General features: G+C 64.3%; 20 protein-coding genes, 1 tRNA gene and 1 pseudogene. 17 read left to right on the forward strand and 5 right to left on the reverse strand.

The annotated features are described in order from the left end of the window. Nucleotides 1-64: 64 nt before the first annotated feature. Nucleotides 65-721, reverse strand: a complete 657-nt coding sequence (locus tag RZE77_RS09200; protein ID WP_319441569.1) for a TetR/AcrR family transcriptional regulator — start codon at nucleotides 719-721, stop codon at nucleotides 65-67. A gap of 93 nt (nucleotides 722-814) precedes the next feature. Here RZE77_RS09200 and RZE77_RS09205 point away from each other — a divergent pair, with 93 nt between their 5' ends. Next, on the forward strand, nucleotides 815-2,524 hold the full coding sequence (locus tag RZE77_RS09205; RefSeq protein ID WP_319441570.1) for a thiamine pyrophosphate-binding protein: 1,710 nt from the start codon (nucleotides 815-817) through the stop codon (nucleotides 2,522-2,524). 88 nt (nucleotides 2,525-2,612) lie between these two features. Here RZE77_RS09205 and RZE77_RS09210 read toward each other — a convergent pair whose 3' ends face one another. Together RZE77_RS09210 and RZE77_RS09215 are read right to left on the reverse strand one after the other, a co-directional pair. Next, nucleotides 2,613-3,056: an SWIB/MDM2 domain-containing protein gene (locus tag RZE77_RS09210; RefSeq protein ID WP_012747003.1), complete on the reverse strand. Its 444-nt coding sequence runs from the start codon at nucleotides 3,054-3,056 to the stop codon at nucleotides 2,613-2,615. Nucleotides 3,057-3,211: 155 nt separating this feature from the next. Next, the gene (locus RZE77_RS09215; protein ID WP_319441571.1) at nucleotides 3,212-4,138 is read right to left on the reverse strand and encodes a DMT family transporter; all 927 of its coding nucleotides are present in this window, start codon (nucleotides 4,136-4,138) and stop codon (nucleotides 3,212-3,214) included. A 33-nt stretch (nucleotides 4,139-4,171) separates the two neighbouring features. Between RZE77_RS09215 and RZE77_RS09220 the strand changes: the two genes are divergently transcribed. The 12 genes from RZE77_RS09220 to RZE77_RS09275 all read left to right on the forward strand — a co-directional run bounded on the left by RZE77_RS09220 (nucleotide 4,172) and on the right by RZE77_RS09275 (nucleotide 15,999). Continuing rightward, the gene (locus RZE77_RS09220; RefSeq protein ID WP_405547291.1) at nucleotides 4,172-4,603 is read left to right on the forward strand and encodes a gamma-glutamylcyclotransferase family protein; all 432 of its coding nucleotides are present in this window, start codon (nucleotides 4,172-4,174) and stop codon (nucleotides 4,601-4,603) included. Between the two features lie 247 nt (nucleotides 4,604-4,850). After that, on the forward strand, nucleotides 4,851-6,170 hold the full coding sequence (gene aceA, locus RZE77_RS09225; protein ID WP_124959328.1) for an isocitrate lyase: 1,320 nt from the start codon (nucleotides 4,851-4,853) through the stop codon (nucleotides 6,168-6,170). A 293-nt stretch (nucleotides 6,171-6,463) separates the two neighbouring features. Then, nucleotides 6,464-8,371: a threonine--tRNA ligase gene (gene thrS, locus RZE77_RS09230; protein WP_319441572.1), complete on the forward strand. Its 1,908-nt coding sequence runs from the start codon at nucleotides 6,464-6,466 to the stop codon at nucleotides 8,369-8,371. A 104-nt stretch (nucleotides 8,372-8,475) separates the two neighbouring features. Then, a complete protein-coding gene (infC, locus tag RZE77_RS09235; protein WP_080515731.1) occupies nucleotides 8,476-9,096 on the forward strand; it encodes a translation initiation factor IF-3 in 621 nt (206 codons plus the stop codon). A 172-nt stretch (nucleotides 9,097-9,268) separates the two neighbouring features. After that, complete coding sequence (gene rpmI, locus RZE77_RS09240; RefSeq protein WP_007832497.1) at nucleotides 9,269-9,472, forward strand: 50S ribosomal protein L35; 204 nt, start codon at nucleotides 9,269-9,271, stop codon at nucleotides 9,470-9,472. Nucleotides 9,473-9,496: 24 nt separating this feature from the next. Continuing rightward, nucleotides 9,497-9,856, forward strand: a complete 360-nt coding sequence (gene rplT, locus RZE77_RS09245; protein WP_012747009.1) for a 50S ribosomal protein L20 — start codon at nucleotides 9,497-9,499, stop codon at nucleotides 9,854-9,856. Nucleotides 9,857-9,969: 113 nt separating this feature from the next. Continuing rightward, entirely contained in the window at nucleotides 9,970-11,046 is a 1,077-nt protein-coding gene (pheS, locus tag RZE77_RS09250) for a phenylalanine--tRNA ligase subunit alpha (RefSeq protein WP_319441573.1), read from the forward strand. A 42-nt stretch (nucleotides 11,047-11,088) separates the two neighbouring features. After that, the gene (pheT, locus tag RZE77_RS09255) at nucleotides 11,089-13,530 is read left to right on the forward strand and encodes a phenylalanine--tRNA ligase subunit beta (protein WP_319441574.1); all 2,442 of its coding nucleotides are present in this window, start codon (nucleotides 11,089-11,091) and stop codon (nucleotides 13,528-13,530) included. Between the two features lie 5 nt (nucleotides 13,531-13,535). Next, nucleotides 13,536-13,907, forward strand: coding sequence for an integration host factor subunit alpha (locus RZE77_RS09260; protein WP_012747012.1), 372 nt, complete (start codon nucleotides 13,536-13,538; stop codon nucleotides 13,905-13,907). Nucleotides 13,908-13,972: 65 nt separating this feature from the next. Then, complete coding sequence (locus tag RZE77_RS09265; protein WP_319441575.1) at nucleotides 13,973-14,452, forward strand: MerR family transcriptional regulator; 480 nt, start codon at nucleotides 13,973-13,975, stop codon at nucleotides 14,450-14,452. A 26-nt stretch (nucleotides 14,453-14,478) separates the two neighbouring features. After that, nucleotides 14,479-14,555, forward strand: a tRNA-Pro gene (locus tag RZE77_RS09270). A 193-nt stretch (nucleotides 14,556-14,748) separates the two neighbouring features. Further along, nucleotides 14,749-15,999: a tyrosine-type recombinase/integrase gene (locus RZE77_RS09275; protein WP_319441576.1), complete on the forward strand. Its 1,251-nt coding sequence runs from the start codon at nucleotides 14,749-14,751 to the stop codon at nucleotides 15,997-15,999. A gap of 336 nt (nucleotides 16,000-16,335) precedes the next feature. Here RZE77_RS09275 and RZE77_RS33370 read toward each other — a convergent pair whose 3' ends face one another. Beyond that, nucleotides 16,336-16,458, reverse strand: coding sequence for a tyrosine-type recombinase/integrase (locus RZE77_RS33370; protein WP_455685329.1), 123 nt, complete (start codon nucleotides 16,456-16,458; stop codon nucleotides 16,336-16,338). 259 nt (nucleotides 16,459-16,717) lie between these two features. After that, nucleotides 16,718-16,885, reverse strand: a complete 168-nt coding sequence (locus RZE77_RS09285; protein WP_319441577.1) for a hypothetical protein — start codon at nucleotides 16,883-16,885, stop codon at nucleotides 16,718-16,720. A gap of 278 nt (nucleotides 16,886-17,163) precedes the next feature. Between RZE77_RS09285 and RZE77_RS09290 the strand changes: the two are divergent. From RZE77_RS09290 to RZE77_RS09305, 4 genes and pseudogenes are all read left to right on the forward strand, one after another. Continuing rightward, a pseudogene (locus RZE77_RS09290) lies at nucleotides 17,164-17,362 on the forward strand (IS481 family transposase); the annotation flags it as partial. Between the two features lie 178 nt (nucleotides 17,363-17,540). After that, nucleotides 17,541-18,464, forward strand: a complete 924-nt coding sequence (locus RZE77_RS09295) for a LysR family transcriptional regulator (protein ID WP_319441578.1) — start codon at nucleotides 17,541-17,543, stop codon at nucleotides 18,462-18,464. Nucleotides 18,465-18,594: 130 nt separating this feature from the next. Continuing rightward, complete coding sequence (locus RZE77_RS09300; RefSeq protein ID WP_319441579.1) at nucleotides 18,595-19,554, forward strand: Bug family tripartite tricarboxylate transporter substrate binding protein; 960 nt, start codon at nucleotides 18,595-18,597, stop codon at nucleotides 19,552-19,554. 9 nt (nucleotides 19,555-19,563) lie between these two features. Next, entirely contained in the window at nucleotides 19,564-20,340 is a 777-nt protein-coding gene (locus tag RZE77_RS09305) for an alpha/beta fold hydrolase (protein WP_319441580.1), read from the forward strand. The last annotated feature ends 43 nt before the right edge of the window (nucleotides 20,341-20,383 follow it).

Here is a 20,383-nt window from a genome sequence, read left to right on the forward strand (position 1 = left end):
TGTCCCCGCAGCGCAACCGCTGCGAATCGGTAGATACCCGGAGAGGCTGGGGGTGCCCGAAGGCTCAGTGCAGCACGTAGCCCAGCACGAGGTCGGTCATGTGGGAGAGGCGCTGCGCCATGGCCTTGGGCGCGCGCAGGTCACGGCCGAAGACGGCCGACAGCGTGTGGTTGTTCGAGAGATAGAAGTAGCACAGCGAGGCGATCGAGATGTACAGCTGCACCGGGTCCACCCCGGCGCGGAACAGCTTGTCGCGCTTGCCGCGTTCGAGCACCGTGTCGAGCAGCTGCACCAGCGGCGAGTTCATTTCCTGGATGCGTTCGGAGCGCTTCAGGTGCGCGGCGCAATGCAGGTTCTCGCTGTTCAGCAGCGTGATGAACTCGGGGTGCTCCAGGTAGTAGTGCCAGGTGAACGAAACCAGCTGGCGGATGGCCTCGACCGGATCGATCTCGTCCAGGTGCAGCTGCTGCTCGGCCTCCCGGATGTCGGCATAGGTGCGTTCGAGCACCGCGAGGAACAGGTCGTCCTTGCTGCCGAAGTAGTAGTAGATGAGGCGCTTGTTCAGGCCCGCGCGCGCCGCGATGCTGTCCATGCGCGCACCGGCCAGGCCGCGCTGCGCGAACTCGTCGCGTGCCGACGCAAGGATGGCGAGTTGCGAGCGGTCGGCATCGCGCGAGCGCGGCTCGACCGTTTCGGGCAAGGGATCCTTGGTGGCTTTCATGGCGCGAATTTAACCATTTGGTGAATTAACGCAAGGCGTTGGGAGCGGGCGCACATAATTGCCGGAGACATTGCAGCTGAGGTTCGACTTCCCATGAGTACATCACAACCCGCCGGCCACCTGATCGTCGAATGCCTGGTCGAGCAGGGCATGGAGATCGCGTTCGGCGTGCCCGGCGAGAGCTTCCTGGCGGTGCTGGACGGGTTTCATGCCTACCGCGAGCGGGCCCGCTTCATCGTCAACCGGCAGGAGGGCGGCGCGGCCTTCATGGCCGAGGCGCACGGCAAGCTCACGGGGCGCCCGGGCGTGTGCTTCGTGACGCGCGGGCCGGGCGCCACCAACGCGTCGATCGGCGTGCACACCGCGTTCCAGGATTCGACGCCGATGGTGCTGTTCGTCGGCGACGTCGGCAGCGACTTCCGCGACCGCGAGGCTTTCCAGGAGGTCGACTACGGCAGCTTCTTCGGACCCGGCACCAAGGGCTTTGCCAAGCGCGTGGAGCGCATCGACGACGCCAACCGCATTCCCGAATACGTGGCGCGCGCCTTTGCCACCGCGATGAACGGCCGTCCGGGGCCGGTGGTGCTGGTGCTGCCGGAGGACATGCTGCGCAGCCAGACCGCGGCGCGGCCGCTGAAGCGCGTGGAGGCGGTCCAGCCGTGGAGCGACCCGGGGGCGCTGCGCGAACTGCTGCTGAAGTCCGAGCGGCCGCTGGTGATCTCGGGCGGCGGCGGCTGGACGGCGCAGGCCGCGCAGGCGCTGCAGCGCTTTGCCGAGAACTGGCGGCTGCCGGTGGCCAACGCCTTCCGCTTCCAGGACACCTTCGACAACCACCATCCGCTGTACGCGGGCGACGTCGGCATTGCGATCAACCCCAAGCTCGCGCAGCGCGTCAAGGATGCGGACCTGATCCTTGCGATCGGCCCGCGCCTCGGCGAGATGACCACCGGCGGCTACACATTGCTCGAGGCGCCGAAGCCCAGGCAAAAGCTGGTGCACATCCACGCCAGCGCCGAGGAGCTCAACCGCGTCTACCAGGCCGACCTGGCCATCAACGCCGGCATGAGCGCCGCCGCGCGCAGCCTGGAGGTGCTGAGCGCACCCAACACCCTGCCGTGGGAGGAATGGGCGGCGCAGGCCCATGTGGACTACGAGGCGAACCTCGAGCCGCAGGCGCTCGCCGGCATGCCGGCCGAAACGCCGCGCGGCCCGGTCGACATGGCCGCGGTGGTTGCGCTGCTGCAGAAGCACCTGCCGCCGGACGCGGCCATCACCAACGGCGCCGGCAACTTCGCGAGCTGGGTGCACCGCTACTTCCGCTACCACGGCCTGGCCAAGGGCCACAAGACGCAGCTGGCGCCCACCAGCGGTGCGATGGGCTATGGCGTGCCGGCGGGCATCGCGGCCAACCTGGCGACGGGACGGGTGGCCTTCACGATCGCGGGCGACGGCGATTTCCTGATGACCGGGCAAGAGCTCGCGACCGCTGCGCAGCATGGAGGCAAGAGCATCATCGTGCTGCTGGACAACGGCATGTTCGGCACCATCCGCATGCACCAGGAGCGCGAGTACCCCGAGCGCGAGAGCGGCACCGCGCTGCGCAATCCCGACTTCTGCGGCCTCGCGCGGGCCTACGGCTATGCGGCCGAGCGCGTGACCGAAACCGCGCAGTTCGAAGCCGCGCTGCTGCGCGCGCTGGCGGCCGATACGGGCACGCTGATCGAGATCCCGCTCGACCCCGAGGTGATCACCACGCGCGGCACGCTCGCGTCGATCACGCGGGCGGCGCAGGCGCGGGGCTGAAGAGAGCCGCGGCGCGCGGTTGCCGCAGGCGAAAAAAAAGCCGGCATGAGCCGGCTTTCTGATGCAGGAGCGCGAGGCCCCCAAGTGCTTACTTGACGTGCTTGCCGATCAGCGCGGCCAGTTCGAACATCGACACTTGCGGCTTGCCAAAGATTTCCTTCAGCTTGGCGTCGGCGTTGATGTTGCGCTTGTTGGCCTTGTCCTGCAGGTTGTTCTTCTTGATGTAGTCCCACAGCTTGCTCACGACTGCGGTGCGCGGCAGAGGCGTCGAGCCCACAACGGCGGCGAGTGCCGGGCTGGGGGTCAGGGCCTTCATGAACGCGGCGTTGGGCGTGCGCTTCTTGGCGGGTGCGGCCTTCTTTGCAGGAGCCTTCTTCGCCGGTGCAGCCTTCTTCGCAGGAGCAGCAGCCTTCTTTGCGGGAGCAGCCTTCTTGGCCGGTGCGGCCTTCTTCGCAGGAGCCGCAGCCTTCTTTGCGGGAGCGGCCTTCTTTGCCGGAGCTTTCTTGGCCGGAGCCTTCTTTGCAGTTGCCATGGTTGATTTCCTTTTTTGGTTAAACAGTCACCAATGAAAAACTTGCGTCTCCAGTGGCATTGCGGATGCTAAAGGAGAAAAAACGCGTTTCCAAGGGAAAAAGCGGTTTTTTCATTGGGAGTTGTTGTTTTTTCAGAGGGGAGAACCCGTGGTTTTCAGCTTCGGCGCGCAGGCCAGGTCGCCAGCACCACGCCAACGAGCGCAAGAGCGAACGCAAGCAGCTGTGCCGCGGAGAGGCTTTCACCGAGCACCAGCACGCCCACGAGGGCCGCGCTCACGGGCAGCATCACGGCAAACACGCCCGCTTGCGCAGCAGGCACATGGCGCAATCCGGTCATCCAGAGCCACACGGTCCAGATGCTCGCGGCCAGCGCGTAGACCACGAGCAGCGCCCAGGTTCCGAGGCGCACTGTAGTGAAGTCGAACTGCAGCGCGAACCAGATGCCGAAGGGCATCGACAGCACGAAGCCCCAGAGGTTGATGAGCGAGGAGATCCGCTTGGGACCGAGGCGGCCGGTGAGCGACTTGCCGATCACCGCATAGGCGGTTTCGCACAGCACCGCGCAGAACACGAGCAGGTTGCCGAGCCACGGCATCGAAGGCGAAGCGGCGTTGTTGTCGCCCGCTGCGGGTGCATGCGCCGGCGCAAGCGCCAGCAGGCCAATGCCGATCGCAGCGCAGCCGATGGCCAGGCCGATGCGCACCGTGATGCGCTCGCGCAGGAAAAGCCAGCTCGCGACCGCCACGGCCGCCGGGATCGACGCCATGATCACGCCGGCGGACACCGCGCTCGTCAGGCTCACGCCGAACAGCATGCAGATCGAGAACAGGAAGTTGCCGAGGAACGATTCGAGAAAGACCAGCCCGCGCGTGCGTGCGCTCATCGGCGGCTCGCCCGGTGCGCGCCGCAGCCAGTGCGGCATGGCCAGCGCCGCGATGCCGAAGCGCAGCCAGGCGAGCAGCAGCACGGGGAAGGCCGCCACCAGCGGCTTGGAGAGGGCAACGTAGCTGCCGACGAGCGACATGCTCAGGGCCAGGCAACCATAGGCCAGCAGGCGGCTGGCGGGAGCAGCGGTGTTCAATAGACTGGACGGCTTGTTGGAACGATGGATTCGATGATGCCCCATTCCCCCGAGCCCGATGGCGCGCCGGACGCAAGCGCACAGCGCCACGTCTTCGTCTACGGCACCCTGCGCCGCGGCGGGCGCAACGACATCGCGCGCTATCGGCCCGCGCCGGTCCACGTGGCCGACGCGAGCATTGCCGCCACCCTGTACGACCTGGGCGCCTACCCAGGCGCGGTGTTCGGCGGACAGCGGCGCGTGGTCGGCGAGATCTACCGCGTCGCGCCCCAGGTGGAAGCCGAGCTCGACCGGCTCGAGGGAGTTGCCGATGATGGTTCCGGCGAATACATCCGCCGCCACCTGATCGTGGAAGCGGGTGCGCAGCGCTTCGAATGCCTGGTCTACGAGATCCACCCGTCGCGCATCGAAGGGCGCGCGGTGATCGACAGCGGCGACTGGATCGCGCACGCCGCTGCCAGCTGAGGCGTTCCCGGCGCCGGGTTTTCACGCCTGAAAGACCGATTGCACATTGCGAAAAGAGTGGCTGCTGCGGCGCAATATTTTTTCTCAATATGAGAAAAATAATTTTGCATTGAGAAATGTCTGCGTAAGTAGTTGATTTTGATGGACTAAAAATATGTCTTCTATAAGACATAAGAGTCTGGCTTCGGTTTAGAGTAACTCCACGGCCGCAGCGCCCGATCCTTTCAATCAACCTCACGGAGTGACCATGCCCCAGACCCTCACCGAACAATTGAGCCGCGAACAGCAAATTGCCGCCCTCGAGAAAGAATGGGCCACCAATCCCCGCTGGAAGGGCATCAAGCGCGGCTACAGCGCGGCCGACGTGGTCCGCCTTCGCGGCTCCTTCCCCATCGAGCACACGCTCGCGCGCCGCGGCGCCGAGAAGCTCTGGGAGCTGGTGAACAACGAGCCCTACGTCAATTGCCTCGGCGCGCTCACGGGCGGCCAGGCCATGCAGCAGGTGAAGGCCGGCGTGAAGGCCATCTACCTGTCGGGCTGGCAGGTTGCCGCGGACGCCAACACCTACTCGGCGATGTACCCCGACCAGTCGCTGTACCCGGTGGACTCGGTGCCGACCGTGGTCGAGCGCATCAACAACACCTTCCGCCGCGCGGACGAAATCCAGTGGTCCAAGAACGTGAACCCCGGCGACAAGGGCTACGTCGACTACTTCGCGCCCATCGTCGCTGACGCCGAAGCCGGCTTTGGCGGCGTGCTGAACGGCTTCGAGCTGATGAAGGCCATGATCAAGGCCGGCGCCGGCGGCGTGCACTTCGAGGACCAGCTCGCCTCGGTCAAGAAGTGCGGCCACATGGGCGGCAAGGTGCTCGTGCCCACCACCGAGGCCGTGCAGAAGCTCATCGCCGCGCGCATGGCCGCCGACGTCTGCGGCACGCCGACGCTCGTGATTGCCCGTACCGACGCCGAAGCCGCCGACCTCATCACCAGCGACTACGACGAGAACGACAAGCCCTTCCTCACCGGCGAGCGCACCGCCGAAGGCTTCTACAAGACCAAGAAGGGCATCGACCAGGCCATCAGCCGCGCCATTGCCTACGCCCACTACGCCGACCTGGTGTGGTGCGAAACCGGCACGCCCGACCTCGAGTTTGCCAAGCGTTTTGCCGACGCAGTCCACAAGGTGCACCCCGGCAAGATGCTGGCCTACAACTGCTCGCCGTCGTTCAACTGGAAGAAGAACCTCGACGACGCGACCATTGCCAAGTTCCAGAAGGAACTCGGCGCCATGGGCTACAAGTACCAGTTCATCACGCTGGCCGGCATCCACTCGATGTGGTTCAACATGTTCGACCTCGCGCAAGACTACGTGCAGCGCGGCATGTCGGCCTACGTCGAGAAGGTGCAGGAGCCCGAATTCGCGGCGCGCGATCGCGGCTATACCTTCGTGTCGCACCAGCAGGAAGTCGGCACCGGCTACTTCGACGAGGTGACCACGGTCATCCAGGGCGGCAAGTCCAGCGTCACGGCGCTGACCGGCTCGACCGAAGAAGAGCAGTTCCACTGATCCGCTGATTCCGCCAGCACAACGATTTCGCTGTCACCTTCGAGCCCGGCCGAGCGCCGGGCTTTTTTTTGGCCTGGCGGCCAGCGGATAGAATTGCGCCCTCTGCACCCAACAAGAGCGAGAAAGGCACCTTGGTTATGACACCGCGAACTACTCCGCAAGGATTCAGCGGCTTTTTCTTCATCTCCGAAGAAAAGGGCCGGTAGCCCGCGCTCGCTGGTTTCTTCCAGCTCTCATCCCAAGCAAAGCGCGGCCAGTCACCGCGCTTTTTGTTTTTTCGCCCGAGGTTTTCCATGATCCAGATCACGCTTCCCGACAACTCGCGCCGCGAGTTCCCCGGCCCGGTTTCGGTGGCCGAAGTTGCCCAGTCCATCGGACCCGGGCTCGCCAAGATGACGGTGGCCGGCAAGATCGACGGCCGGCTGGTCGATGCCAGCGACGTCATCGACCATGACGCCAGGCTCCAGATCATCACGCCCAGGGACGACGAGGGCCTGGAAATCATCCGCCACTCGACGGCCCACCTGGTCGGCCACGCCGTGAAGCAGCTCTATCCGACGGCCAAGATGGTCATCGGCCCGGTGATCGAGGAAGGCTTCTACTACGACATCTCCTACGAGCGCCCCTTCACGCCCGAGGACATGGCCGCCATCGAGGCGCGCATGCGCGAGCTCATCGCGCAGGACTACGACGTGGTCAAGAAGATGACGCCGCGCGCCGAAGTCATCGAGGTCTTCAAGTCACGCGGCGAGGACTACAAGCTGCGCCTGGTCGAGGACATGCCCGACGAACAGGCCATGGGCCTGTACTACCACCAGGAATACGTCGACATGTGCCGCGGCCCGCACGTGCCGAACACGCGCTTCCTGAAGGTCTTCAAGCTCACGAAGCTCGCCGGCGCCTACTGGCGCGGCGACGCCAAGAACGAGCAGCTGCAGCGCATCTACGGCACGGCCTGGGCCGACAAGAAGCAGCTCGACCAGTACATCCAGCGCATCGAGGAAGCCGAGAAGCGCGACCACCGCAAGCTGGGCAAGGAGCTGGATCTCTTCCACATCGACGAAGTGGCGCCGGGCGTGGTGTTCTGGCACCCCAAGGGCTGGGCCCTGTGGCAGGCGGTGGAGCAGTACATGCGCGGCATCTACCGCGACACGGGCTATTGGGAAGTGAAGGGTCCGCAGATCCTCGACAAGAGCCTGTGGGAGAAAACGGGCCACTGGCAGAACTACCGCGACAACATGTTCACGACGGAGTCGGAAAAGCGCGAGTACGCGCTCAAGCCGATGAACTGCCCGGGCCACGTGCTCATTTTCAAGAGCGACCTGCGCAGCTACCGCGACCTGCCGCTGCGCTACGGCGAGTTCGGCCAGTGCCACCGCAACGAGCCCAGCGGCGCGCTGCACGGCATCATGCGCGTGCGCGGCTTCACGCAGGACGACGGCCACATCTTCTGCACGGAGGACCAGATCCTCGAAGAGTGCGTGGCCTACACGGCACAGCTGCAGAAGGTGTACGCCGACTTCGGCTTCACGGATATCCTCTACAAGGTGGCCACGCGCCCCGACAACCGCGTGGGCTCCGACGAGCTCTGGGACAAGGCCGAGCATGCGGTGATGGAGGCGCTGCGCCGTTCGGGCGTCGACTTCATCATCTCGCCCGGCGACGGCGCCTTCTACGGCCCCAAGATCGAATACACGCTGAAGGACGCGCTGGGCCGCCAGTGGCAGTGCGGCACGATGCAGGTCGACTTCAACACGGCCGAGCGCCTGGGCGGCGAGTACGTCACGGAAACGAGCGGCCGCGCGCACCCCGTCATGCTGCACCGCGCCATCGTCGGCAGCCTCGAGCGCTTCATCGGCATGCTGATCGAACACCATGCCGGCGCGCTGCCCGCATGGCTCGCTCCAGTGCAGGTGGCGGTGCTCAACATCAGCGAAGGACAGGCCGACTACGCCGCTTCAGTGGCGAAAACGCTGCAGAATCAAGGGCTTAGGGTCCAGCTGGATCTGCACAACGAGAAGATTACGTATAAAATACGCAAGCATTCGTTGCAAAAGCTTCCCTACATCCTTGTCGTGGGTGACAAAGAGAAGGAGGCTGGTGCCGTCGCAGTGCGCGCCCGGGGCAATCAAGACCTCGGTGCAATGTCCCTCGAGTCGTTCGTACGACGGCTCAATCAGGATATTGCTGACAAGCGTTGATTTGTCCTGGAAGCACCCTCATGTGTGTTTCTTGACCCATCATGCCGCTTGTCCGCGAGGACTGACCCGGCTTCCGCTACAGATTTTGTAGCAATTTTTGAAGGATTCTGACCATCGCTACTGCATTTCGCGACCGCCGCCACCGCGAGGAACGCCAACACCGCCTGAACCGGGAAATCATGGCCCCGGAAGTCCGCCTTGTAGGCCCGGAAAACGAGCCATTGGGTGTTATGAGTCTCTCCGAGGCCTTGCGCCTCGCCGGTGAGGCTGACGTGGATCTGGTAGAGGTCGTTGCCGCGGCCAATCCGCCCGTGTGCCGTCTGATCGAGTACGGCAAGTTCAAGTACCACGAGCAGAAGAAGGCGGCCGAGGCCAAGTCGAAGCAGAAGGTCATCGAGGTCAAGGAAATCAAGTTCCGCCCCGGTACCGACGACGGCGACTACAACATCAAGATGCGCAACATCAAGCGCTTTCTTGAAGAGGGCGACAAATGCAAGATCACGCTGCGCTTCCGCGGCCGCGAGATCACGCACCAGGAGCTCGGTCTGGCGTTGCTGCAGCGAATCCGCGATGAGCTGGGCGACCTGATCGTCGTGGAGCAGTTTCCCAAGCTCGAAGGCCGGCAGATGATCATGATGATCGCGCCGGGCCGCAAGAAGCCGGGCGGCGGCGGTGGTGCCGCAAAGCCTGCTTCTTCGGAAGCTTCGGCGCCCGCGGCGGCCTGAAAAGGCTGCCACGGCGGCAGGTAGAGAGATTGCAGGGTTTGATGAAGAATTTCGCCGCTGCCGGCGCTTCGCAGGAAGGGCAGGCAGGGGCGGGATAAAGAAGTGTCTCGGGGCCAACAAGTCCGTGGAGTATCCGCGGCGCCTCACGAGCACAAACTAAAGGAGCATTCACATGCCCAAAATGAAGACCAAGAGCAGCGCGAAAAAACGTTTCCGCGTTCGTCCCGGTGGCACCGTCAAGCGCGGTCAAGCCTTCAAGCGTCACATCTTGACGAAGAAGACCACCAAGAACAAGCGTCACCTGCGTGGTGCAGTCGCAGTGCATGAGACCAACATGGTTTCTGTCGCCGCCATGCTGCCCGGCCGTGGCATTTAACTCAGACGAACAAGGAGTACACACATGCCTCGCGTCAAACGTGGTGTAACGGCTCGCGCCCGCCACAAGAAAGTTCTCGCACTCGCCAAGGGTTTCCGCGGTCGCCGCGGCAATGTCTTCCGCATCGCCAAGCAGGCGGTGATGAAGGCTGGGCAATATGCCTACCGTGACCGCCGCACCAAGAAGCGCGTTTTCCGTCAACTGTGGATCGCGCGTATCAACGCCGCCTCGCGTGAACTGGGCCTGACCTACAGCCAGTTCGCAAACGGCATCCGCAAGGCCGGAATCGAGATCGACCGCAAGATGCTTGCGGACATCGCAGTGCACGACAAGGCCGCTTTTGCCGGCATCGTGGAGCAGGTCAAGGCCAAGCTGGCTGCTTGATTCTGCACAGCAGGAGTGCCGCCTTCGGGTGGCTTCCTGCGCCCACGACACAAGGGCTGGCGCTTGAAAAGGCTCCAGCTCTTTTTTTATTTCCCCGCCTAATTTTTGTTGCTATGAACGAGTTGGACTCCCTTGTCGACACCGCCCGCGCCGCCTTCGCCGAAGCGAAAACGCCCGCCGAGCTCGAAAACGCCAAGGCCCAGTTCCTCGGCAAGTCGGGCCGCATCACCGAGCTGATGAAGGGCATGGCCGCGCTCAGCGTCGACGAGAAGAAGTCGCGCGGCGCCGCCATCAACGTGGCCAAGCAGGCCATCGAGTCCGCACTGACCGAGCGCCGCCAGCAGCTCGCCGACGAAGAGCTTTCGCTGCAGCTGCGCGCCGAGGCGCTCGACGTGAGCCTGCCCGGCCGCCGCCGCATTCCGGGCGGATTGCACCCCGTGAGCCGCACGCTGGAGCGCATCGAGGAGATCTTCTCGAGCATGAGTTTCGACGTGGCCGACGGCCCCGAGATCGAGAGCGACTGGCACAGCTTCACCTCGCTCAACAACCCGCCGAACCATCCGGCGCGTTCGATGCAGGACACCTTCTACGTCGACCTGAACGGCGACGACGGCATCCCCTACAACCTGCGTCCGCACACCAGCCCGATGCAGGTGCGCTATGCGCATCAGCACATCAAGAAGTACGCCGCCGAATTCGCGGCGGCCGCGGCCGACACCACCGGCACCGTCAAGGCGCCCGAGATCCGCGTGATCGCGCCGGGCCGTACCTACCGCGTCGACAGTGACGCCACGCACTCGCCCATGTTCCACCAGTGCGAAGGCCTGTGGCTCGGCGAGAACGTGAGCTTCAAGGACCTGAAGGTCGTGTTCACCGACTTCTGCCGCACTTTCTTCGAGAGCGACGATCTCGTGCTGCGTTTCCGTCCGAGCTTCTTCCCGTTCACCGAGCCCAGCGCCGAGATCGACATCCAGTTTGCGAGCGGTCCGCTGGCCGGCCGCTGGCTCGAAGTCGCGGGCTCGGGCCAGGTGCATCCGAACGTGGTGCGCAACATGGGGCTCGACCCCGAGCGCTACATCGGATTTGCCTTTGGCATGGGTCCCGACCGGCTCACCATGCTGCGCTACGGCGTGAACGACCTGCGGTTGTTCTTCGACGGCGACTTGCGCTTTCTCTCGCAGTTCCAGTAAGCACCCGTCCACAGAAACAAATACGAATACGAGATCGAAGAGATGCAATTCCCGGAATCCTGGCTGCGCGAGTTCTGCAATCCGCCTCTTGGCAGCGCCGAGCTGGCCGAAACGCTCACCATGGGCGGCTTCGAGGTCGAAGAACGCCGCCCCGTGGCGCCGCCCTTCAGCCGCATCGTGGTCGGCGAAATCAAGGAAGCCGTGCAGCATCCCAATGCCGACCGCCTGCGTGTGTGCCAGGTCGACGCGGGGCAGGGCGCCTTGCTCAACATCGTGTGCGGCGCGCCCAATGCGCGTGTCGGCATCAAGGTGCCCTGCGCGCTGGTCGGTGCCGAACTGCCGCCCGGTGAAGACGGCAAGCCCTTTCTCATCAAGCTCGGCAAGCTGCGCGGCGTCGAGAGCCAGGGCATGCTGTGCTCGGCGCGCGAGCTGAAGCTCAGTGAAGACCACGGCGGCCTGCTCGAGCTCGATGCCGACGCACCCATTGGCGCCGACGTGCGCGACGTGCTCGGGCTCGACGACGCGCTGCTCACGCTCAAGCTCACGCCCAACCTCGCGCATGGCCTGAGCGTGTACGGCGTTGCGCGCGAACTCGCGGCGCTGACCGGTGCGCCGCTCAAGACGCCCGCCATCGCGCCGGTGGCCGCGTCGTTTGCCGACGTGCTGCCGGTCAAGGTGGAAGCGCCCGAGCTCTGCGGCCGCTTCTCGGGCCGCATCGTGCGCGGCGTGAACACCAAGGTGGCTACGCCGGCCTGGATGGTCGATCGCCTGGCGCGCTGCGGCCAGCGCAGCGTCACGCCGCTGGTCGACATCTCGAACTACGTCATGTTCGAGTACGGCCAGCCCAGCCACATCTTCGACCTCGACAAGATCCACGGCGGCCTCACGGTGCGCTGGGGCAAGGCGGGCGAGCAGCTCAAGCTGCTGAACGGCAACACCATCGGCGTGGACGACAAGGTCGGCGTGATTGCCGACGACCAGGCCGTCGAATCGCTCGCCGGCATCATGGGCGGCGATGCCACCTCGGTGTCCGACGATACGCGCAACATCTACGTCGAGGCCGCGTTCTGGTGGCCCGAGGCCGTCCAGGGCCGCTCGCGCCGCTTCAACTTCTCGACCGATGCGGGGCACCGCTACGAGCGCGGCGTCGATCCGAGCCGCACGGTGGAAATCATCGAGCGCATCACCCAGCTCATCATCGAGATCTGCGGCGGCCAGGCCGGCGCCATGGACGACAAGATACTGAACGTGCCCGAGGCCATGCCCGTCACGCTGCGCGTGGCGCGTGCGGCGCGCGTCATCGGCATGCCGCTCACGCAGGCGCAATGCGCCGATGCGCTGCGCCGCCTCGGCTTTGCGCTGCGCGAAGGCGAGGGCACCTTGACCGTCACGCCGCCGCCGCACCGCTTCGACCTCTTGATCGAGGAAGACCTGCTCGAAGAGGTGGCACGCCTGATCGGCTTCAACAACCTGCCGACCAATGCGCCGCTCGCGCCCATCACCGCGCGCGTGCGGCCCGAGGCCCGGCGCAGCCGCTTCGCGGTGCGCCGCAGCCTGGCCGCGCTCGGCTACCAGGAAACCATCAACTTCAGTTTTGTCGAAGCGCACTGGGAGCAGGACCTGGCCGGCAATGCCAATCCGGTGAAGCTCCTCAACCCGATTGCCAGCCAGATGAGCGTGATGCGCTCGTCCTTGCTGGGCTCGCTGCTGCAGGTGCTCAAGTTCAACCTCGACCGCAAGGCGCCGCGCGTGCGCGTGTTCGAAGTGGGCCGCGTGTTCATGCGCGACGACAGCGTGGCCACCACCGACAGCACCGTGCGTGGCGTCGACCAGCCCATGCGCGTGGCCGGCCTTGCCTGGGGCGATGCGGAAGAAGCGCGCTGGGACGGCAAGCCGCAGCGCGTCGACTTCTACGATGCCAAGGGCGACGTCGAAGCGCTGCTCGCGCCGCGCGTGGCCAGCTTCGAGCCGGCCGAGCACCCGGCCCTGCACCCCGGCCGCTCGGCGCGCGTGCTGGTCGACGGCAAGGCCATCGGCTTCATCGGCGAGTTGCATCCGCGCTGGCGCCAGAAGTGGGACTTCGCGCTGGCGCCGGTGCTGTTCGAGCTCGACCTCGACGCCGTCGCCGCGCGCCCCGTGCCGGTGGCGCGGCCGGTGCCCAAGCACCAGGCGGTGGAGCGCGATATTGCGGTGGTGGTGGCCGAAGCCGTCACGCACAATGCGTTGATGCAGGCCATTCAATCGGCGGCAGCGGGGCAGGGGCTGCTGCGCGACGCCACGCTGTTCGACATCTACCGTCCGCAACCCGCGCGCGACGGTGCGGTGCCGGCATCGGGCGGCCTGGCGCAGGGAGAAAAGAGCATGGCGGTCCGCCTGAGCTTCCAGGACGACAGCGCCACGCTGACCGACGAGCAGGTGGAACCGGCCGTGCGCGCCATCGTCGAACAACTGAGCGCCAGACTCGGCGCACGCCTGAGAGGTTGATGAGAATGAACGCTGCGGAATTCACGCTCGAAGCCCTCGAAACGCCCGCACTCACCAAGGCGCACCTGGCCGATCTGCTGTTCGAGCAGATCGGCCTCAACAAGCGCGAATCCAAGGACATGGTCGAGGCCTTCTTCGACCTCATCGCCAACAGCCTGATCGAGGGTACCGACGTCAAGATCTCAGGCTTCGGCAACTTCCAGATCCGCGTGAAGGCGCCGCGACCGGGCCGCAACCCGCGCACCGGCGAGGCCATTCCCATCGGCGAGCGCCGCGTCGCCACCTTCCATGCGAGCGCCAAGCTCAAGGAACAAATCCACGGAAGCATCGAGCAGAGCGGCACTTCCGAGGTCGAGTGGAGCCTGGGCGCCGAATAAGTGCTTGGAGCCCTGCGCGTGCGTAGAGTAATCTCTAAGGTTTCCCGCGCACGGTCTTGATTTCAATGGAGAAAACGCTCCCGCCCATTCCCGTCAAACGCTACTTCACCATTGGTGAGGTTGGCGAGCTTTGCGGCGTCAAGCCGCACGTGCTGCGCTATTGGGAGCAGGAGTTCACGCAACTGCGCCCCATGAAGCGGCGCGGCAACCGGCGCTACTACCAGCACCACGAGGTGCTCATGATCCGCCGCATCCGCGACCTGCTCTACGACCAGGGCTTCACCATCAGCGGCGCGCGCAACAAACTGCAAGAACTCGTGCAGGGCGAACGCGACCGGCGCAAGGCCGGCGTGGTGCCGCTCGAGGGCATGGAAGCCGTCGAGATCGACCAGGAAGAATTCGACGCGGCCATCCACCAGGAAGAAGGCAAGACCAGCCCCGAGGCCGAGCCCAAGGCGGCGGCCCGCACGGTCGATCCGTCGCAGTTGCTGCACCTGCGCCGCGAGCTTTTTGAAATTCGTGAGCTGCTGACCATCGGACGGTGATTTCAGCCGGCTATAATTGAGAGCTTCGGTGTGTGGCGCAGCCTGGTAGCGCACTTGCATGGGGTGCAAGGGGTCGAAGGTTCGAATCCTTTCACACCGACCAATAAAACGTCCAAGGGCGTCCGGTTTCATCACCGGACGCCCTTTTTCATTGGGGAAATTGGCGAATCGTGTCCGGAGGCATACACTGAAATCCGGTGACTGCCAGCGCCAAGTGGGGGTACAAAAGGGGGTACAAACCGCCTGAACCCCCTGGAACGGCGGTTTTGTACCCCCACCCCTATGGATGTACCCCCATGCCGTTGACCGATGCCGCATGCCGCAACGCCTCCTGTCCGCCTGACCGAAAGCAGGCACGCTACGCCGACGCAGGCGGCCTCTATCTGGAGGTTGCGGCCTCGGGTTCTCGCCGATGGTTCTGGAAGTTCAAGATTCAGGGGGCCGAGAAGAAATTCGCGCTGGGCTCCTATCCCGACGTGAGCCTTGCGGCGGCGCGCAAGGCGCGTGATGCGGCCAAGGCGCAGAAGGCGGCCGGGATCAATCCCATTCAGGCGAGGCAGGTCGTCAAGCTCAAGGCGGCCGTGAACACCGGTGATACCTTTCGAGAGACGGCGCTAGAGTGGTTCGACAAGCACCATGAGCGCTGGAGCGGCCACTACGCCACGCGCGAGAAGCGCAACCTGGAAAAGGACCTGTTTCCGTACTTCGCTGCTCGTCGCATCAGCGAAATCGAAGCCATCGAGTTGTTGGCCGCCCTGCGCCGTGTCGAGGAGCGTGGCGCTCTCGACGTGGCCGGCCGCGTGCTGATGACAGCACGCGCAGTGTGGCGCTATGCGGTCGCCACCGCGCGGGCGCCGCGCGATATCACGGCGGATCTCAAGGGGGCGCTGACACCCCACAAGAAGCGGCACTTTGCGGCGATCACCGATCCGGCCCAATTGGGAACGCTGATTCGCGTCATTCGGGGCTACCAGGGCGGAGCCATCGTGCGTACGGCGCTTCAGCTGGCGCCTATGCTTTTTCAACGCCCGAACGAGCTGCGAGCGGCGGCCTGGGCCGAGATCGATCTTGACGGGGCGCTCTGGACCGTGCCCGCTGCGCGGATGAAGCGGCGCATCGACGGCAAGCAGCATGGTGATCCGCACTTGGTGCCTCTGCCCAGGCAGGCTGTGGAGCTGCTGCGCCAGCTGCATCCCATTACCGGTCAAGGTGCGCTTGTCTTCCCGGGCGAGCGCAGTCATGAGCGGCCGATCTCCGACAACACCCTGCGTGCAGCGCTTCTGACCTTGGGGTACGGCCCGACCGTCCAAACGGTTCATGGCTTCCGAGCGACAGCCCGCACCCTGCTCGCTGAAGTGCTGGAAATCGATCCGCTGGTAATCGAGGCCCAGTTGGCGCACGCTGTCAAGGACGCCAACGGGCGCGCCTACAACCGTACGCAGTACCTCAAACAGCGCGCCGTGATGCTCCAGCGATGGGCGGACTATCTGGACGTTCTGGCTACCAAAGCAGGCTCTCCGGCGGTTGCGTTGAAAGCGGCCGCTTGAGAACTGCCCCCCCCGGGTGTTATTACGGCACTCCCGATCTGCTGTCGAGCGTCGCCGACGACCGCTCTTTGCCGAGGGCATCGCCCATCATCGCTGCGGGGAGCGGCCCTTCGTTATTCCGAACTAGGGACGAACATCAGCTTACTGGCGCTGGCCACGCTGGAGCGAGCGAGAAGTCTCAGCCATGAACGGTCCCTCATTCGGTGTCGGCCTGCGGGCGGTCAAGCCTGAAGGCGGAAGTTCACCAAGGGAAGCTTTGCGGCGTCTCAGCACTGGTCAATGCGTCCAAGGGGCTGCGTACTGCGCTGCCACCCATCCGCAGCACGTGGGTGTAGATCATGGTCGTTGCCACATCCGCGTGGTCCAGGGTTCCTGCACGGTGCGGATGTCGCTGCCTGCCTGTAGCAAGTGTGTAGCAATGCTGTGCCGCAGCGTGTGGGGCGTTGCCGGCTTGGTGATGCCGGCCTGACGTACGGCCGCTTGAACGCCCGCTGGAAGGTCTCGTCATAGAGATGGTGACGCCGGAAGATGCCGCTGCGCCGGGCGGTGGAATGTTGGTCTTGAGGAAAGACCCAGAATCAACCCCAGCTCGATCCTGCACGAGGGTACTTGCGCTCCAGCGCATGACGTATCTCGACGCCGGCCCGGAGGCCTCTGCGCATTTGTTCCTAGATGGCTGATCTGTGCAGGCCGGTGAGGCGCTCGATTTCAGGCAGTCTCAAAAGCCTGTGGGGGCGCACTTGATCGTCTGCGCCAGCGGCATCGTTGAATCGGAGCAAAGAAGCGCGAGTGCCTTCTGCAGCAGACGAACCGCCAGCATGGCTCGTTGAGCGATCGGCCCGGCGGCGGTGCACGCACTCAGTTCATGGTTGGTTTGGCTTCGCATGGGCATCGCCTTTCGCTTCTTCCGCAGTGCGTCCAATGCCGTTGCGGAACGTCCATAGATTGCCGGGCATGTCTGCCGAGACAAACTCGCTGTAGCAATGCGAGGCAGTTCCAATGGACTCGTTTGGAAGCGGGTAGAACGCCCGCGATGTCGATACTCCGCTTGTTCGAGAAGACCGCCTGTATAACCACAAGCATGCTGCCGTTCTGGCCTACGCGAGAGCTAACGCGATTAATCGTCTTGAGGTCACGACGGCCTATTACTCCCGCCTGAGCATCACCGTGCAGCGACTGCTGACGGATAACGGTGCGGCCTTCAGCTCGCGCGAGTTCAGGGGAAACTGGATTGAGCTGGGCACCAAGCACATCTTCACTCGGCCCTACCGGCCGCAGACCAACGGCAAGGCCGAGAGGTTCGTCCAGTTCCGCGTTGCGAGAGCGGGCCTACGGCTGGACCTACCAGAACTCAGCCCATCGACCCAACGTGACGCCGACCAAACTTGGCGATGCTCGACGGCTGGATAGGTTTCTGGATGGACCCGTGAAAAGCCGGCGGTCGAGCAGCCGTTGGACAGCGGATTGACCGTGAGGCCCTGCAGATCGCGCCCCACGCGGGTACTTGGAATCCATAGCTCAGCCCTCGCTAACATATTGAAATGGACCTCAGGCAACTTCGCTACTTCGTCGCACTGGCAACACAGCAGAACTATGGCAAGGCCGCAGGCGTACTTCACGTGACGCAGCCGGCACTGAGCCGACAGATTCGCCTACTGGAGGAAGAGCTTGGCGTAAAGCTCTTCGAACGCCACGCGCGCGGGGCGTCACCAACGGACGAGGCTCGCTTGCTCCTCGAGCGCGCTCTGTTCCTGCTGCGCTACACCGAGCAGATAAAGTCCGACCTGCTGGGCATGCAGCGAGAGCCACGGGGCCCAGTGGCGATAGGTCTCTCGCCAGGGCTTGCGCAGCAACTTACGGTCATCTTGACAAAGGCGGTGCTGCAGCACTTTCCGGAAGTGCGGCTGCGGTTCATCGAAGGCTTCGCCCCTTCGCTGCATACCATGCTCGCGCAGGGCGATGTCGATATCGCGCTGTTGATCGAGCCCGTCGATCGAACGAACTTGTCGACCACGCCGCTACTGAAGGAGCAAATCTGTCTGATCGGCAAACCGGACGACCCTCACATCCAGAAGAGCCGCATCAAGATCCGCGATCTGGCTGGCGTACCGCTTGTCATGACTGGCTTGGTGAAGCCCGGCGTACGGCTCGAAATGGAGGCGGCTGCCGCACGCGCCAGAATCGAACTCCATCATCTCGTCGAGGTCGAGACCGTCGAGGTCGCGCGACGGCTTGTATTGAACGGCGTTGGCCTCACCGCACACTTCGCGGCAGCGGTCAGGGAGGACATCGAGGCGCAACGGCTGCGCGCTGTGCCCATTGACGGCCTGTTCCTGCACCGCTTGCTGGCGCGTGCCTCGGACCGACCGCCGTCCCGTGCCACCGAGGGCGTAATGGGGGTGTTGCGCATGGTGGTCGAGCGCCATGTGCGTGAGGGAAAGTGGCCGCACGCCGAGCTGTCCTAAAGATGGGTCCGGTGCCTCAGAGCGATGCCGGGAAGTTATGAAAGCGGTCAGAAAATTCACTTGGACGTGAGCGGCGTCGAAATCTAATCTCGTGATGTCGGAATGGATTTCACAAGAATGGAGACACGCAATGTTGAGTGATCGAAGAGCATTTTTGGGAGCTGTCGCGGCCGCGACGCTGGCACCGCAGCTGGCTTGGGCGCAGGACGCACCACTGCGCATCGTGGTCCCCTTCACTGCGGGCAGCGGAACGGATGTGGCGGCGCGAGTGCTGGGAGACGCCCTGAGCAAGAACAGCGGGCGCCCTGTGATCGTGGACAACAAGCCCGGAGCAGGCAGTGTGCTCGGTTCACTCGACGTGGCACGCGCACGGCCCGATGGGAACACAGTGTTGTTCACGACAGGCGGCTACACGACGAACGCCATCCTCATCAAGAAACTGCCCTTCGACCCGATCGCCGACTTTACGCCCATCACGCGGCTTGCGCACTCGGTAGGTTTCGCGCTGCTGGTCAGCCAGAAGTCGCCGTACAAGACCTTGGAGCAGTTCGTTGCCGCAGCCAAGGCGCAGCCGGGAAAACTGAGCTTCGGTTCATCGGGCGTTGGCAACACCACGCACGTGATGGGTGTTTTCTTCTGCCTGGGCGCGGGCATCGAACTGCTGCATGTGCCGTTCAAGGGCACGCCGATCACCGACTTGCTGGCGGGAACCGTCGATTCGGCTTTCTTGGCACCATCGACTGCAGGGCAGCAGATTCGGGCGGGGCAACTGCGCGCCCTCGGGATCTCCGGAAGCGTCCGCTCCGCCTTGTTGCCTGACGTGCCGACGTTCGCAGAACAGGGCTTGAAAGTCGAAGAAATTCCGGCTTGGTCGGGCATCTTCGGCCCCGCAAAGATGCCGCCGGACATGGTGCGCTCACTCTACGACACGATCGCAAGAGCAGGGCGGTCTCCCGCCGTGAAGGCCTTCATGCGCGACAACGGCGACGAACCCGAGCTTCTACCGCCCGAGCCGTTCAAGGCCTATGTGGCGAGCGAGATCGAACGCTACCGCAAGTTGCTTCCACCGCTCAACATCCAGATGGGCTGAGAGAGAAAGATGCCTGGATTCATCGAACTTCGTGGAACGCGGACCGCCTTTGAAACGACGGGTAAGGGGCCGGCATTGCTGATGCTTCATGGCGCCGAAGGCAGCCGCCGTCAGTTCGCTCGCATCCTTCCGGAACTCGTTGATCGCTACACGGTCGTCACCTACGACCAACGTGACTGCGGCGATACCGTGAGCCCGGAATCGCACCCCTCCCTCATTGATCTGGCCGATGACGCCCGGGCTTTGCTCGAGGCGTTGGGACACAGCAAGGCATTCGTGTTCGGCACTTCGTTCGGCGGACGCATCGCGCAGACGCTCGGGGTGCATCACGCCGACATGGTGCGGCGCCTCGTCCTGGCGAGTACCTGGCCGCTGTCGGTCTCGATCGCCGAGGCCAATCCGGAGATTGCGCAGGAGATCGGCCGTTTGCGGGCAACGCTGCCAGCCAGCGCCGAGCGGCTCGCCGAGATCTTTTTCCCGGCGCCATTCCTCGTCGACAACCCAGCGTTTCGCGATCACTTCAAGTCGGCGCCTGCGCGTTCAGCCAGATCGGACCGGCGGGCCTCGGTGGTCGCAGATATGCCGGATCTCGATATCTCGACCATCGATCAACCCACGCTTCTGATGGCGGGCGCCATCGATTGCGTGGTGCCTGCTGCGCTCACGCTGCAGCTCGCCAATTCCATTCGCGACACACGTTCTGTCGTGTTGCCCGATGTGGGTCACCTGGGCACCGCACAGGCGCCAAAAACCGTCGCGCAACACCTGCGCGAGTTCCTGATCTAAATACTCCCGAATTCTCTGACCCGCGCCTGCAGGCGCATGGAGC

It is taken from the genome of Variovorax sp. SPNA7, from assembly GCF_033807855.1.
In the GTDB taxonomy this organism is placed as follows: domain Bacteria; phylum Pseudomonadota; class Gammaproteobacteria; order Burkholderiales; family Burkholderiaceae_C; genus Variovorax; species Variovorax beijingensis.

Bases quoted from the DNA above. Each gene is read 5' to 3' on its own strand.
- RZE77_RS09305 (WP_319441580.1), top strand. From the start codon at position 19,564: ATGCCTGGATTCATCGAACTTCGTGGAACGCGGACCGCCTTTGAAACG.
- thrS (WP_319441572.1), top strand. From the start codon at position 6,464: ATGATCCAGATCACGCTTCCCGACAACTCGCGCCGCGAGTTCCCCGGC.
- RZE77_RS09260 (WP_012747012.1), top strand. From the start codon at position 13,536: ATGAACGCTGCGGAATTCACGCTCGAAGCCCTCGAAACGCCCGCACTC.
- RZE77_RS09300 (WP_319441579.1), top strand. From the start codon at position 18,595: ATGTTGAGTGATCGAAGAGCATTTTTGGGAGCTGTCGCGGCCGCGACG.
- pheT (WP_319441574.1), top strand. From the start codon at position 11,089: ATGCAATTCCCGGAATCCTGGCTGCGCGAGTTCTGCAATCCGCCTCTT.
- RZE77_RS09265 (WP_319441575.1), top strand. From the start codon at position 13,973: ATGGAGAAAACGCTCCCGCCCATTCCCGTCAAACGCTACTTCACCATT.
- RZE77_RS09200 (WP_319441569.1), bottom strand. From the start codon at position 721: ATGAAAGCCACCAAGGATCCCTTGCCCGAAACGGTCGAGCCGCGCTCG.
- RZE77_RS09275 (WP_319441576.1), top strand. From the start codon at position 14,749: ATGCCGTTGACCGATGCCGCATGCCGCAACGCCTCCTGTCCGCCTGAC.
- RZE77_RS09205 (WP_319441570.1), top strand. From the start codon at position 815: ATGAGTACATCACAACCCGCCGGCCACCTGATCGTCGAATGCCTGGTC.
- pheS (WP_319441573.1), top strand. From the start codon at position 9,970: ATGAACGAGTTGGACTCCCTTGTCGACACCGCCCGCGCCGCCTTCGCC.
- rpmI (WP_007832497.1), top strand. From the start codon at position 9,269: ATGCCCAAAATGAAGACCAAGAGCAGCGCGAAAAAACGTTTCCGCGTT.
- RZE77_RS09210 (WP_012747003.1), bottom strand. From the start codon at position 3,056: ATGGCAACTGCAAAGAAGGCTCCGGCCAAGAAAGCTCCGGCAAAGAAG.
- aceA (WP_124959328.1), top strand. From the start codon at position 4,851: ATGCCCCAGACCCTCACCGAACAATTGAGCCGCGAACAGCAAATTGCC.
- RZE77_RS09295 (WP_319441578.1), top strand. From the start codon at position 17,541: ATGGACCTCAGGCAACTTCGCTACTTCGTCGCACTGGCAACACAGCAG.
- RZE77_RS09285 (WP_319441577.1), bottom strand. From the start codon at position 16,885: ATGCGAAGCCAAACCAACCATGAACTGAGTGCGTGCACCGCCGCCGGG.
- rplT (WP_012747009.1), top strand. From the start codon at position 9,497: ATGCCTCGCGTCAAACGTGGTGTAACGGCTCGCGCCCGCCACAAGAAA.
- RZE77_RS09220 (WP_405547291.1), top strand. From the start codon at position 4,172: ATGATGCCCCATTCCCCCGAGCCCGATGGCGCGCCGGACGCAAGCGCA.